We start from the raw sequence: 13,147 nt of genomic DNA, 5'->3' as shown, positions 1-13,147 counted from the left end.
GCGTGGCAAACCGGGAGGGGATGCATGTCACCCGACCGGCGTCGCCGGTGCACGATCCGCACGTGCCGAGGGCCCGCACCCCTCGACGGGATGCGGGCCCTCGAGGGAACCGGTCAGCTGGAGACGCCGACGGCCTCCTTGGCCAGGTCGGCCAGGCGGGTCTGCGCGGCGCTGGCCACGTTCGACCGCTTCTTGTGGGTCTCCTCGTAGCGGATGATCACGTTGATGTCGTGCGGCGTCGAGAGCTGCTTGATCGCCTTCACGGCATCGGTGGCCGCCATCGAGTCGTAGCCCTTGATCGGCAGCTCGTCGGCAGTGACGTCGCCGAGCTCCTCGCGGGCGGCCTTGGCGGCGTCGGCGGCCTGGGTGTTGCCCTCGCGCTCGGCGATCCGCTCGGCGCGGCGCAGGCCGGCGGACCGGCTGACGATCAGCGTCTCGCGCACCGCACCGGTCAGGGCAGCGGCCCGGTCGGCCACGGCACCGAGGCGCTCGGTGGTCTCCTCGCCGGCGTGCTGCACGGTGTCGACGGCGCTGTTGACCGTGTTGTGCACGAAGCGCACCGGGGCACCCGCGGCGCGGGCGACGGTGCCGGCCACCTTCTGCAGCGGAGTGGCGACCAGCGCGGCCGGGCCGCCCATGGCCTCCTCGGCGAGCACGACGGTCAGCCACTCGACGGTGGCCTTGTGGGCGTCGATCAGCTTCTCGGCCAGCCGCTGCACCGTGGTCTGGCCGGCCTTCTCGGCCAGCACCTTCACGTAGGTGGCCCGGTCGAGCAGCTGGTGCTCGAGCAGCAGGTCGGTGAGCAGCGCCTCCTCCAGCGGGGCGGCCTGCTCGAAGGTCGCCTTGAGCGTCGCGGAGAGCCGGCCGATCGCCGGGGTGACGACGTCGGGGACTCCTCCGGCGGCGCGCAGCGCCTCGGTGATCTCGATGGTGCGGGCGGCCGCGTTGTCGGCGTTCTGGGTCAGCTCACGCCGGACGGCGTCGGTCCGCGCCTGCGAGATCCGCGTCCGGGCGACCTGCTCCTCGGTCTGCGTGAGCAGGACGAGGGCGCGCAGCTGGTTCTGGATCTTCGTGGTGGTGTCGGTCATGACTGAGACAACTCCGTGGGATCGGGGATGACCTGACTGTTCTGGTCATGCCCCGATCCGGCGGGGTGCTAACTCTTGCAAGCGATTTGCTAGCAGTGAGGCCCGTCACGGCCGCCCGGCCGCGACGCGGCTCCACGGCCACGCGATCAGACGAACGCGCCCTGCTGTCGCTCCAGCGGGGTCCGCGGGGTCACGTTGAAGCGGAGCACCGGCTGCGTGTCGTCGTCGCGCAGGTGCTGCGGCGCGAGCCGCTGCCGACGGGGCGGCAGCGGGGAGGGCGGCAGCCGCTTGCCGCAGCCGACGCAGAACCGGCCGCGCTGCTCGATCGCTTCGCAGTGTGTGCAGGTCATGGATGCCTCCCCGTTGGGCCTGGTGGAACCGGACGCCGAACACTGGCAGGACTGGAGTCGCCGCGGGCCGTTCCGGGCGAGGTGGGACTACTAGTAATCGAACCGTCATGCACGGAGCGGAGTCGGTCCGTGGCTGGGCGCGGTCGGTGCGCGCCGGGCGTGACCGGCGGAGTCGGTCCGTGGCCCGGTGCGGTCGGGGTCCGCGGCGAGGCGAGCAGCGGCGCCGGTTCGCGGCTCCGTGCGGTCAGCGTCCGCCGGACGGCGGCGAGCGGTGGCGCCGGCTCGCGGCCCGGTGGGGTCAGCGTCCGCCGACGGCGGCGAGCAGCCGGTCGAGGAACGGCACCTGCCCCCGGACCAGCTTGCTGCGGGCATCCTCGATGCCGAACCAGGCCGCCCGATCGATCTCCGGGAACTCCTGGATGCGCCCCGACCGGGGCGGCCACTCCAGCTCGAAGGTGGTGCTGGTGCACGCGGCCGCATTCAGATCGCCCTCGGCCGCCCACACGGTGAGCACCTTGCCGGAGGCGCGCAGCTCGCCGAGCGGGAGCAGGTCGGCGGCCGGGACCGGCGAGCCGAGCTCCTCGGCGAACTCGCGGTGCGCGACGGCCAGTGGGTCCTCATCCGACCCGTGCTCGCCCTTGGGGATCGACCAGGCACCGTCGTCCCTGCGCGCCCAGAAGGGACCGCCCATGTGCCCGAGGAGCACCTCCCGGCCGACGGGTGCCGGCCGGTGCAGCAGGATCCCGGCGCTGGTCCTCGGCACCGGGCGATTCTGCCGGGCGGGGCGCCAGATCGCCGCCGGACCGCCGCCGGCGCGCGGCCCCCGGTGCGCCACCACGGGCGCCGCTCCACCACCGGCGTCGCTCGACCTCTGGCCCGCTCGAGCGCTGCGCCGCTCGACCTCTCCGTCTGCGCGCGCCCCGCGGAACGCGGACCGGCCGTGCCGTCGGGTGCGACGACACGGCCGGTCGAGGTGGTGCGCGGGGCGGCTCAGCCCTGAGCGCCGAGGCTCCGCCAGTAGTCGTTGAGCGCGCCATTGCTCTTCACGAACCAGACGATCGGTCCGACGAGGATGAACATGCCCGGGAACACCCAGAGACCGGTCATCGCGCTGACCGGCTTGGCCTGGCCGCGACGGTCGTAGAGGTTGCCCACCTCGTGGCTGTGCAGGTACGGCGAGGCCAGGCCGACGAAGACGGCGAGCACGAGGGCGAGCACACCGCCGATGCCTTCTCCGCTGTGCTTCTTCATCTCCTCGTGGGTGACGTAGACGTAGTACCAGCTGTAGAAGCCCAGGGTCACGACGAACAGCAGGATCGCGATGCCGGTCGGGCGCACCGTGCCGACGGGGCCCTGCGGCGTGGCGTACTGCGCGTGCACGGGGGCGTTCGGCATGGGCTGGCCGCCGTAGCCGTAGGGCTGGCTGGGCTGCGCGCCCGGGTACGGCTGGCCGTAGTCGGGACCTGAGGAACTGCCTGGCGTGGACATGCGCCCGCTTCCTGTCTATGCCACCGGCACTTCCGGCGTCGGCGCGGAACCTAGGGGACCGGCACACGCCGCACCAGAACCCGTCGGGCGGTTCGCCGACGCCGTTCCGCCCGGGGCACAACGCCCCACTCGTCCCAGCTCACCGGCCGCGTCAGCGATCCCGGACCACCGACCGGACGACGGCTCCCAGGACAGGCGACGATCCTTGCGCGACGGTGGTGGGGCTACCGGCCGCGCCACTCCGGAGGGCGCTTCTCCAGGTAGGCGGCGATGCCCTCGCGGCGGTCCTCGCTGAGGTAGGGGTTGGGGCCGACGTCCAGGCGCAGGGCCTGCCACAGCGGCAGGTCGACGCCCTTCACGGCCGTCTCCTTCATCCGGCGGACGCTGATCGGCGCGTTCGCCGCGATCCGCTCGGCGAGGTCGAGCGCGGTGGGCAGGACGGCGTCGGCGGCGACGATGCGGTTGACCAGGCCCCAGCGGGCGGCCTCCTCGCTGGTGACGTACTCGCCGACCAGCAGCATCTCCAGCGCGATGCCCATCGGGATGCGCTTGGGCAGCACGACGGAGCCGAAGTTGGCGCCCATGCCGATGGTCGCCTCGGGCAGCCCGAGCTTGATCCCGGGTGCGGCCACGCGGAGGTCGCAGGCGAGCGCCAGCTCGAACCCCCCGGCGACGGCGTGCCCCTGCAGCGCAGCGACGATCGGCACGGGCGTCTCGGTGACCACCTCGAACAGCGAGCGACCGGGCCGGTTCATCGGCGGGCGGAACCGCTCCCCCCGCTCGTCCTTCTCGCGGATCTCCTTGAGGTCGAAGCCGGCGCAGAACGCGGGGCCGTTGCCGGTGAGCACGATGGCGCGGACCTCGCCGCCCTCCCCCGCGTCGAGCAGCTGGTCGACCAGGTCGGCCTGCACGTCGGAGGAGAGCGCGTTGCGCCGCTCCGACCGGTCGAGGGTGAGCACGCGGACGTGCCCCCGGTTCTCCACGACCAGACCCGACTCGTACCGCTGCGATTCGCTCACGGCCCATTCGTACCGGTCCCGGCTGCAGCCAGCACTGCCGGGCCCGCACCCTCCACGCGCAGGAGACAGCCGTGCGCAGCAGACAGCCGCGCGCGCAGACAGCCGTGCGCAGCAGACAGCCGCGCGCCCGAGACAGCCGTGCGCGCAGACAGCCGTGCGCCGGTCAGGCGGAGACGAGGAACGGTTCGAAGACGACGATCTCGGTGCCGTCGGGGCGCCAGGTGCGCCATCGGCCGTCGGGTTGTCGCTCCACCCGGAACCCGTGGTGGACCTTGGTGTGATGGCGTTCGCACAGCAGGGCTGAGTTGTCGAGGTCGGTGTTGCCGTCGTCGATCCAGTGCACGAGGTGGTGGACGTCGCACCAGTGGGATGGGGCGTCGCAGCCGGCGAACACGCAGTGGCGGTCGCGGGTCTCGACCGCGCGGCGCAGGTGCGGTGGGAACAGGCGGGTGTTGCGGCCCAGATCCAGCGGTTGGCTGTCGGGGCCGATGACGATGCGGGTGATGTTGCCGTCGCAGGCCAGCCAGCGGGCGCGGGCGGCGGAGATGATGCCACCGAACCCGGTCCGCCCGGCCCCGGTCCCGGCGTTGGGGTCGACGAGGTCGGCCAGGTCGATGGTCACCACGACGTGCGGCTTGTGCCCGCGCAGTGTCGGCAGGCTGCCGGCGGCCAGTGCGTTGTCGGCCAGCTGGACGAGGGCGTCGCCGCCCTGCTGGGCGCGGGTGCGGGTGTCCCCGGCGGGGCGGTCGGCCTGCCGGATCGACTCGACCGCGGCCTGAAACTTCTCCCCACCCACGGCATCGAGGGTTCCGTGGAAGGACACCGACCCGTCGGTGTGCCGGGTGATCGTCAGCGACCGCCACTCGGTGGGGTCCGGTTCGGGGCCGTCGGGGTCCAGGCGGGCCAGGTAGTGCCCGACGGCCTGGCGCAGGTCGGCGTGCGGTGCGGTCATCGCCGCCCGGGTCAGGGCCGCGTCGATCTCCGCGACATCGACGCCTTGGGCGTCGGCGGCGGCGAGCGTCTCCGGTGCGGCGACCGGGGCGATCGCGTTCACCGCCTCCGCGGTCACCGCGCCCGCGGCGGCCGCCGCGGCCAGCGTCGGGAGCTGCTCCAGTGCCCGCCCGGTGCGCACCAGCCGGCCCGCTTCGGCCTTGGACAGCCGGTGGTGCCCGCGCAGCCAGGACGCCATCGACGCCTTGCCGTCGTGCTCGGCGGCCTGGGTCAGCTCACCCTCGCGCACCGTGCGCGTCAGCTCCGCATCCAGCCTGTTCCGCGCCACCACCAGCACACCGGACCGCTCGAGCATCGCCGGCCCGAACGACGACTTCAGGTCCTGCCCGGCCAGCGCCTCCAGCGCGCCGGTGAGGCACGTCAGCGGAGTCTCGCAGTCGGTCGAACACATGTACGAATTTTACCGCTCCGACAGGTCGTCTGCCGGGGTGAATCCCCAGGTCGCAGGCGTATTCACAGAGTTGCGCAGACTCCACCGCGCGCGGTCGTCCCGTGCTAACCCGTCCCCGAGGGGGCTCCAGTCAGGGCTCCGCAAGCGGACCGGATCGAGCACCGTGGGCGCTACGCTGCCGGCCGCAACTGTCGGATGAGCTTGCCTGGCACACAGCGGCTCCTGGTCACCTGAGGTGCCGAACAGCCGGCGATCCGTCCCGACACCGCGGCCGGAGATCAGTTCCGGCGCCGCGGGGCGTCTACGTCAGGACGGCGTACGTCACGACGGCCATCGACCGGTGGCGCACACGGAAGGGCATGCGATGACCGGGACCAGGCACGACCGGACCGATCGCGACCTCCAGCCGTGGGTCGCGCAGACGTACGAGGGTCTCGCCGCCCTGCTGGCCGACGGCCCCGCCGACATCTGGGACGCCCCGACGCTCTGCGAAGGCTGGCAGGTCCGGCACGTCGTCGCCCACGTCACGATGCCCGTACACCTGACGCCGGAGCAGTTCGGCGCCGAGCTGGCGGCGGCGGGTGGCGACTTCACCCGGCTCTCCGACACGGTGGCCGCTCGGGACGCAGCTCTCCCCACCACCGACCTCGAGAACGCCCTCCGCTCCCCCGCGTTGCACGCGTGGCAGCCACCGGGCGGCGGCGCGGCCGGCGCCCTGAGCCACGCCGTCATCCACTCGCTGGACGTGGCCCTGCCGATGGACGGACCGCCCGTCGCACCGACCGAGGCAGTGACCGCCGTCCTCGACCACCTCTCCGCCGCGGAGGGGGCGTTCTTCGGCATCGACCTCACCGGCCTACGACTCGAGGCCGCCGACGCCGACTGGTCCTGGGGCGACGGCGAACCCATCCGCGCGGACACCGGCGAGCTGGTGGCCCTGCTGAGCGGACGCAGCCTGGCCGATGGCCGCCACCTGCGTCGGCGCTGACGGGCGACCGGCGTCTCAGTCGGAGGTGCCGCGCACCCGCATCGTGATCGCCGTGCCGATGCCCAGCGCGACGCCCGGCACGGCCAGCCACATCGGCCAGAAGTGCACGGGGTCGTCCGCGGCGAAGCTGACCAGCAGCCACACCGTCACGTTGATCGCCACCACGCTGGCCCAGATCGTCCACAGGATCGTGAGCGCCAGCGGGAAACCGGCCGGGCGCCGGACCACCGAGGCGCCGGCCGCCCGGGCCACCCCCGCAGCCGCAGCCGCAGCCGACGCCATGGAGTACGCCGGCACCGGTGACGACGAGCGCGCCGGGAGGTCGGTGAACAGCCGGTCGAGGTCGCCGTAGGTGACCGCCGCGTACGCCTCGGCCAGCCGCCGGTCGTACTCGGCCAGGTCGAGCCGGCCCTCGTCGTGGGCGGCGCGCAGCCGGTCGGCTGCGGACTGCCGGTCGGCGTCGCCCGCCCGGAGCTCGGGTGCGTGCGCCATGCCACCTCCGGATCGGGGACGTCGCCGTCGCCGTCATCGTCGCACCGGAACGCCCCGCTCCGGAACGACCCGGAGCCACGGACGGCCCACCGCTGTGATTCCCACCGGCTTGTCGACGCAGGTGTCACATGCGCCCCACCCGTCGGGGAGCATGGAGGGACCATTCCGTCCTACCCGGTAGACAGGTGACATGGAGAGCACTGCCGATCTCGACCTCCGCGACGCCGTGGCGCCGCAGACGGCGGCGATCTCCATCGAGATCACCTCCACGCCGGTGCTCAGCTACGCCCTGGCGCACAACGGCATCCCCGTCGTCCCGCGGCTGGCGCTGACCGCCGACCGCACCGTCCGCGGCGCGACCGTGCGACTGTCGGTGCGCGACGCCGAGGGGCCGATCGCCCGTCCGGTGGAGCTGCTGGCCGACATCGACGCCGGCCGCACGACCGTGCTCGCCGACGTCGGCCTGGTCATGGACCCGGCCGCGATGCTGCAGGTCGAGGAGCAGCGGCCCGGCGTCATCGACGTCGAGGTCCTGGTCGACGGCGACGACGGCGAGGGTCCCGTCCTCGCCGGCGAGGCTTTCCGCCCGGTGCAGGTACTGGCGGCCAACCAGTGGCTGGCCTCTCCCCTGCCGCTGGCGCTGGAGATGCTCGCCGCGCACGTCATGCCCAACCACCCCGCGGTCACCGCACTGGTCGCCGAGGCCGCCGACCACCTCGAGGCCAGCACCGGCAGCGGCGCCCTGGTCGGGTACGCCGCGACCGCCGAGCGGGTCGACGAGGTGGTCACCGCGATCACCGACACGCTGCGCGGCCGCGGCCTCCGCTACAGCGAGCCGCCGGCCACCTGGTCCGACGTCGGCCAGCAGGTGCGGACGCCGGGCGACGTCCTGACCTGGAAGGTCGGCACGCCGCTGGACACCGTGGTGCTGCTGGCCGCGGCCCTGGAGCAGGCCGGCATCCGGCCGCTGCTGTGGCTCGCCGAGGGGCACTCCTTCCTCGGGTACTGGCGGGAGGAGCGCAGCGCGGAGTCCGCGGCCACCACCGACGCCGCCGGCCTGGTCAACCTGGTCGACCTCGGGCTGATCGGCCTGGTGGAGACCACCCTGCTGACCGGCATGGGTGAGCCGGGCACCGACCTGCACCGCCCCGCCTACGACGGCTGGCTCACCGGCGAGCTCGACCGGATCGTCGGCGTCACCGACGTGCACCGCGCCCGGCGCGACGGCATCGTGCCGCTGCCGGCGCGCGCCCGGGACAGCCACGGCGTGCTGCAGGTCGTCGAGTACCGCACCGCGGTGCACAGCGTCCCCGCGCCTCCCGAGGCGACGACGACGTCGGCGCCCCGGCCCGAGGCGCCGGCCCGGGTGCAGCAGTGGAAGAACGCCCTGCTCGACCTCAGCCTGCGCAACCGGCTGATCAACTACACCGACCGCACCGGCCTGGCGCTGACCGTGCCGGAAGGCTCGCTGCCGGTGCTGGAGCGGTTCGTCCACGACGGCACCCCCATCACCCTGCTGCCCGCCGCCTTGCTGGCCGCCGTCCAGACCGAGCGCGGCCTCGCCGACGCCGGCGACCTGCCCTCGGCGCAGCTGGCCGACCTCCTCGTCGAGCGCCGCGAGGTGCACGCCGACGTCACCACCGGCGGCTACCTGCCCCGGCTGCGCAACCTCGCCTACCGGGCCAAGACCGTGCAGGAGGAGACCGGCGCCAACAACCTGTACCTGGCGCTGGGCTCGCTGGTGTGGGAGCTCGACGGACGGCCGCTGCGCTCCCCGCTGGTGCTCATCCCGGTCACGCTGACGCCGCTGAGCCGCACCGGCTCCTACCGGCTGGCGCTGGACGAGTCGGGCACGAGCACCCCGAACCACTGCCTGCTGGAGAAGCTGCGCCAGCTGCACGGGCTGAGCATCCCGACGCTGACCGAGACCGCCGACGGCACGATGGACGTCGAGGCGGCGCTGGAGGCGATGCGGGTCGCGCTGGTCGGTCACGGGCTGCCCTACCGGGTGGAGGCGACGGCGGACCTCGCCGTCCTCCAGTTCGCGAAGTACCGGCTGTGGAAGGACCTCGACGAGCACTGGGCGGACTTCGCGGAGAACCCGCTGGTCTCCCACCTGGTGCACGCGCCGACCGAGCCCTTCGTCGACCCGGCGCTGGACACCGGCGCCTTCGTCGACCTCGACGACCTGGCGGGGCAGCTGCCGGCCGCCGCCGACTCGTCGCAGCTGCGGGCCATCGCCGAGGCGAGCGCCGGGCGCACCTTCGTGCTCGAGGGCCCGCCCGGGACGGGAAAGTCGCAGACCATCACCAACCTGCTCACGCGTGCGGTCGCCGAGGGCAAGCGGGTGCTGTTCGTGGCGGAGAAGCGGGCAGCCCTGGACGTCGTCGCGCGCCGCCTGGACGCCGTCGGCATGGGCATGTTCGCCCTGGACCTGCACGACAAGGGCAGCCGCGCCTCGATGGTGCGGGCGCAGATCCGGCTGGCGCTGGAGCACGCGGTCGCCGTCGACGAGCAGGGACTGGCCGCCGACTCCGAGAACCTGCGCTCGGCCCGCCGCCTGCTGGCCCGCTACGCCGACCGGCTGCACACCGAGAACGCCGCCGGGCTGTCGCTGTACACCGCCCGGACCGCCGAGCTGACCGCCGGCACCGACGTCGAGCCCCTGCCGATCCCGCTGCCCTTCGTGGCCAACGCACCCGCCGAGGTGCTCACCCAGCTGCGCCGCGCCCTGGCGCTGCTGCCCGAGATCGCCGACCTGACCCGGCCCTCGCTGCGCCACCCCTGGGCCTTCGTCGACTCGCCCGCCATCGACCTGCCCGCCACGCAGGCCGCGGCCACCGCGGTGGACGCGGCGGTGCGCGCGGTCGTCGGCCACCCCGAGCTGACCCAGGTGCTGCGGCACGCGCGCACGCCGGAGGACTTCGCCGCCCTCGGGCACCTGCTCGCCGGTCCGGCCGTCGGTCTCGACGTCCTCGACGAGACGTTCTCCGGCCGGTGGACGACGGCGACCGGCGCGGTCCTCGGTGAGATCGCGGCGTTCCTCGCCTTCCGGCACCCGGGCATGGAGCTGGTCGACCCCGAGGTGCTCGCGCTGCCGCTGGCCGACATCTACGTGGCCGCGCAGACCGCCGCGGCCTCGTCCTGGTGGGGCCGCCGGCGCCGGCTGATCGCGGTGCGCGACCGGCTCGCCCCGCACCTGCGCGCCGACGCCACGGTCAAGCCGAAGGACGTCCCCGCGCTGGTGGAGAACCTGTGGCGGGTGCAGACGGCGGTGCAGCAGATCGCCGGCCGGGTCTCGGCGCTCCCCGGCATGGAGGCGCCGGAGGACTGGAACCCGTTCGTCGACCCGCAGGAGCCCGAGCGCCAGGTCACCTGGCTGCGCCGGGCGGGCCAGGCGGTCGACGGGTCGTCGTCCTTCCACGTGGCGCTGCGCAAGCTGATCGTCGCCGGCATGCCGGTGGGCCCGGAGGCGGCCGCGGCCGTCGCCCGACTGCACGACTCGGTGACGACGCTGCTGACCGTGTGCGGTGCGAGCGCCGACCAGCTCGCCGCCTGGACCGGGGACGACGGCTTCACGCTGCGCTGGTCGATGACCCGGCCCGAGCGCGGCTCTACTGCTCCGCACGGGTCCAGCGGGCCCGGCTCGGTGCTCATGTCGCTGCGCCGCTGGGTCACCTTCCTCGACACCCTCGAGCCGCTGCGCTACGCGGGGCTGTTCGACGCCCGGCGCCTGCTGGTGACCGGCGCGATCCCGGCCGACGACGCCGTCCGGGCGCTGGACCGCGGGATGGCGATGGCCTCGGTCACCGAGCGGCTGGACGCGACCGGCCTGGACCTGTTCGACGAGGGCATGCATGAGTTGGCGATCGCCCGCTTCACCGCCGCCTCGCGAGCCGTGCGCGAGCACCTGACCCAGGCCCTGCCGGCGGCGGTGCTGGCCTCGCGGCCCTTCGACGCCGCGGCGGGTGCCGGCCAGGTGGGTGCGCTGCAGCGCGAGCTGGCCAAGCAGCGCCGCGGGCTGGGGGTGCGCCAGCTGCTGGCGCAGTACGGCGAGCTGATCACCTCGGTCATGCCGTGCGTGCTGGTCTCGCCGGACTCGGTGGCCCGCTTCTTCCCGGCCGCCGCCGCACAGTTCGACCTGGTGGTCTTCGACGAGGCCTCGCAGATCCGGGTGGCCGACGCGGTGGGTGCGCTCGGTCGCGCGAAGGCCGCCGTCGTCGTCGGTGACTCCAAGCAGATGCCGCCGACGTCCTTCCTCGAGCCGACCGCCTCGGTCTCCGACGACGTCGTCGAGGTGGAGACCGCCGTCGAGGACGAGGAGTCGATCCTCAGCGAGTGCGTGCAGGCGCGGGTGCCGCGGCACTGGCTGTCGTGGCACTACCGCAGCCAGGACGAGTCGCTCATCGCGTTCTCCAACGCCCAGTACTACGAGAACCGGCTGTCGTCGTTCCCCGCCCCCACGCACGGGCGTGCGTCGTCGGAGCCGGACGGCCGCGGCGTCTCGCTGGTGCGGGTGCCCGGCACCTTCCACCGGTCCGGCGCCGGGCGGCTGCTGCGCACCAACCCGATCGAGGCCAAGGCGATCGTCGCGGAGATCCGCCGCCGGTTCGACGCGGTGCCCAAGTGGGACGGCGTGGACGCGGTGCCCTCCATCGGTGTGGTCACCTTCAACGCCCAGCAGCGCTCCTACATCGAGTCGCTGCTGCGCGACGCCGACGACGAGCGGCTGGCCGCGGCGCTGGACCGCACCGACGGCGAGGGCCTGTTCGTCAAGAACCTGGAGAACGTGCAGGGCGACGAGCGCGACGTCGTCTTCTTCTCCACCGGCTTCTCCCCGACCGCCGACGGCACGCTGCCGCTGAACTTCGGCCCGCTCAACCGCAGCGGTGGCGAGCGGCGGCTCAACGTCGCCATCACCCGCGCCCGGCGGCAGGTCGTCGTCTTCTCCTCCTTCGACCCGGCGCAGCTGCGGGCCGAGGAGACCAGCTCGGTGGGCATCAAGCACCTGCGCGCCTACCTCGACATGGCTGAGCGGGGCACCGACGTGCTGCCGCGCTCGCCGCGGTCGGTCGCCGTCGTCGACCGGCACCGCGAGGAGATCGCCGCAGTCCTGCGCGACCGCGGGCTGGTCGTGCGCACCGACGTCGGGCTGTCGGAGTTCCGTGTCGACCTGTCGATCTCCCGACCTGTCGACCCGGAGACCCCGGTGGCGGCGGTGCTGCTGGACGGCCCCGCGTGGGCCCGCCGTGGCACGGTCGGCGACCGCGACGGGCTGCCGGTCGAGGTGCTGGGCGGGCTGCTGCGCTGGCCGGTCGTCGAGCGGGTGTGGCTGCCCTCGTGGCTGCTGCGCCCGTCGGGGGTGATCGACCGGCTGGTCGAGGCGGTCGACGCCGCACCGGCCCCGTCCGCCACCGCCCCCGCGCCCATCCCCCTGCCGACGGCGGCGCTCGAGTCGTTCAAGGGCGTGGCCGCGCTGCGCTCGTCGGTGACCGCGTCGGTGGCCCTGCCGACGACCGCGGCGGCCAAGGCCCCCGTGAAGCCGGTCGCGCCGAAGCCCGCCGGGCCGGTGGTCATGGAGGGCGAGACCGCCTTCGTGCCGTGGATCCCAAAGGTCGCCGGGGAGAAGTCGGTGCTCGACGAGCTGCCGGCGTCGAAGGCGGCCCGTGTGGTGCGCCGGGTGCTCGCCGCCGGCATCAAGGCCGAGGGCCCGATCCACGTCGACCGGCTGGCCAAGCTCACCGTGGGGGCGTTCGGGCTCAACCGGGCGACCGAGTCGCGGAGGTCGATGCTGCTGTCGCTGCTGCCGCCGTCGGCCGTGCAGGGCGAGCACCTGTGGCCCGAGGGCGTTCCGCCGGAGACCTACGAGGGCTTCCGTCGGCAGGTGTCCAGCACCGACCGGCCGATCGACCAGGTGGCGCCGGAGGAGATCGCCAACGCGATGGCGGCGCTCTGCCGGTCGTCGGCCGGGATGGGCCGCGGCGAACTGCTCACCCAGACCGCGGCGGTGTTCGGGCACAAGCGCCGCTCGCCGGCGGTGACCGCGGTGCTGGAGAAGGCGCTGACCGCAGCGATCGACCGCGGCAAGCTCACCGAACAGCCCAACGGCCTGCTGACGATCTGACCCCGGACGCCCGTCCACCCCCGAGCTCGTCCCTCGGCGCCGTCCGCAGGGCCGGGAGGCCCCGGCGCGCTAGGTGTCGCGACCACGGACGTTGTTGACAGTCGGCGTGGTGGCTTGATCACGAAGGAGACCTCCGGAAGGAGTGGCGATGTCTGACGTCGCTTTTCCCAACCGGAGGTCTCCGTGGCCCACGCTA

The 13,147-nt window shown here is 73.7% G+C and carries 9 protein-coding genes; 2 read left to right on the top strand and 7 right to left on the bottom strand.

Features of this window, described 5'->3' with window-relative positions; genetic code table 11:
* Positions 1-113: 113 nt before the first annotated feature.
* From RM425_RS19210 to RM425_RS19185, 6 genes are all read right to left on the bottom strand, one after another.
* A complete protein-coding gene (locus RM425_RS19210) occupies positions 114-1,088 on the bottom strand; it encodes a ferritin-like domain-containing protein (RefSeq protein WP_311346832.1) in 975 nt (324 codons plus the stop codon).
* A 146-nt stretch (positions 1,089-1,234) separates the two neighbouring features.
* Positions 1,235-1,438: a hypothetical protein gene (locus RM425_RS19205; protein ID WP_311346831.1), complete on the bottom strand. Its 204-nt coding sequence runs from the start codon at positions 1,436-1,438 to the stop codon at positions 1,235-1,237.
* A gap of 298 nt (positions 1,439-1,736) precedes the next feature.
* Positions 1,737-2,201 carry an NUDIX domain-containing protein gene (locus RM425_RS19200; protein ID WP_311346830.1) on the bottom strand — a complete coding sequence of 155 codons (465 nt, stop codon included), beginning with the start codon at positions 2,199-2,201 and terminating at the stop codon, positions 1,737-1,739.
* Between the two features lie 227 nt (positions 2,202-2,428).
* A complete protein-coding gene (locus RM425_RS19195) occupies positions 2,429-2,926 on the bottom strand; it encodes a DUF4234 domain-containing protein (RefSeq protein WP_311346829.1) in 498 nt (165 codons plus the stop codon).
* 224 nt (positions 2,927-3,150) lie between these two features.
* Positions 3,151-3,945, bottom strand: coding sequence for an enoyl-CoA hydratase/isomerase family protein (locus RM425_RS19190; protein WP_311346828.1), 795 nt, complete (start codon positions 3,943-3,945; stop codon positions 3,151-3,153).
* Between the two features lie 163 nt (positions 3,946-4,108).
* Positions 4,109-5,347, bottom strand: coding sequence for an HNH endonuclease signature motif containing protein (locus RM425_RS19185; protein ID WP_311346827.1), 1,239 nt, complete (start codon positions 5,345-5,347; stop codon positions 4,109-4,111).
* Positions 5,348-5,711: 364 nt separating this feature from the next.
* Here RM425_RS19185 and RM425_RS19180 point away from each other — a divergent pair, with 364 nt between their 5' ends.
* Positions 5,712-6,335, top strand: a complete 624-nt coding sequence (locus RM425_RS19180; RefSeq protein WP_311346826.1) for a maleylpyruvate isomerase family mycothiol-dependent enzyme — start codon at positions 5,712-5,714, stop codon at positions 6,333-6,335.
* Positions 6,336-6,350: 15 nt separating this feature from the next.
* Here RM425_RS19180 and RM425_RS19175 read toward each other — a convergent pair whose 3' ends face one another.
* Positions 6,351-6,827 (bottom strand): DUF1707 SHOCT-like domain-containing protein, encoded by a 477-nt coding sequence (locus tag RM425_RS19175; protein ID WP_311346825.1) that lies wholly within the window; start codon positions 6,825-6,827, stop codon positions 6,351-6,353.
* 190 nt (positions 6,828-7,017) lie between these two features.
* Between RM425_RS19175 and RM425_RS19170 the strand changes: the two genes are divergently transcribed.
* The gene (locus RM425_RS19170; protein WP_311346824.1) at positions 7,018-12,951 is read left to right on the top strand and encodes a DUF4011 domain-containing protein; all 5,934 of its coding nucleotides are present in this window, start codon (positions 7,018-7,020) and stop codon (positions 12,949-12,951) included.
* The last annotated feature ends 196 nt before the right edge of the window (positions 12,952-13,147 follow it).

Origin of the sequence: Blastococcus goldschmidtiae, from assembly GCF_031845325.1 — a bacterium.
In the GTDB taxonomy this organism is placed as follows: Bacteria; Actinomycetota; Actinomycetes; order Mycobacteriales; family Geodermatophilaceae; genus Blastococcus; species Blastococcus goldschmidtiae.
The sequence above is the reverse complement of the archived record's forward strand: the minus strand, read 5'-3'. Positions and strand labels throughout refer to the sequence as shown.

What these genes read in the sequence shown, in the direction of transcription:
- RM425_RS19210 (WP_311346832.1), bottom strand. Translation starts at nt 1,088, where the DNA reads ATGACCGACACCACCACGAAGATCCAGAACCAGCTGCGCGCCCTCGTC.
- RM425_RS19205 (WP_311346831.1), bottom strand. Translation starts at nt 1,438, where the DNA reads ATGACCTGCACACACTGCGAAGCGATCGAGCAGCGCGGCCGGTTCTGC.
- RM425_RS19195 (WP_311346829.1), bottom strand. Translation starts at nt 2,926, where the DNA reads ATGTCCACGCCAGGCAGTTCCTCAGGTCCCGACTACGGCCAGCCGTAC.
- RM425_RS19185 (WP_311346827.1), bottom strand. Translation starts at nt 5,347, where the DNA reads ATGTGTTCGACCGACTGCGAGACTCCGCTGACGTGCCTCACCGGCGCG.
- RM425_RS19180 (WP_311346826.1), top strand. Translation starts at nt 5,712, where the DNA reads ATGACCGGGACCAGGCACGACCGGACCGATCGCGACCTCCAGCCGTGG.
- RM425_RS19175 (WP_311346825.1), bottom strand. Translation starts at nt 6,827, where the DNA reads ATGGCGCACGCACCCGAGCTCCGGGCGGGCGACGCCGACCGGCAGTCC.
- RM425_RS19170 (WP_311346824.1), top strand. Translation starts at nt 7,018, where the DNA reads ATGGAGAGCACTGCCGATCTCGACCTCCGCGACGCCGTGGCGCCGCAG.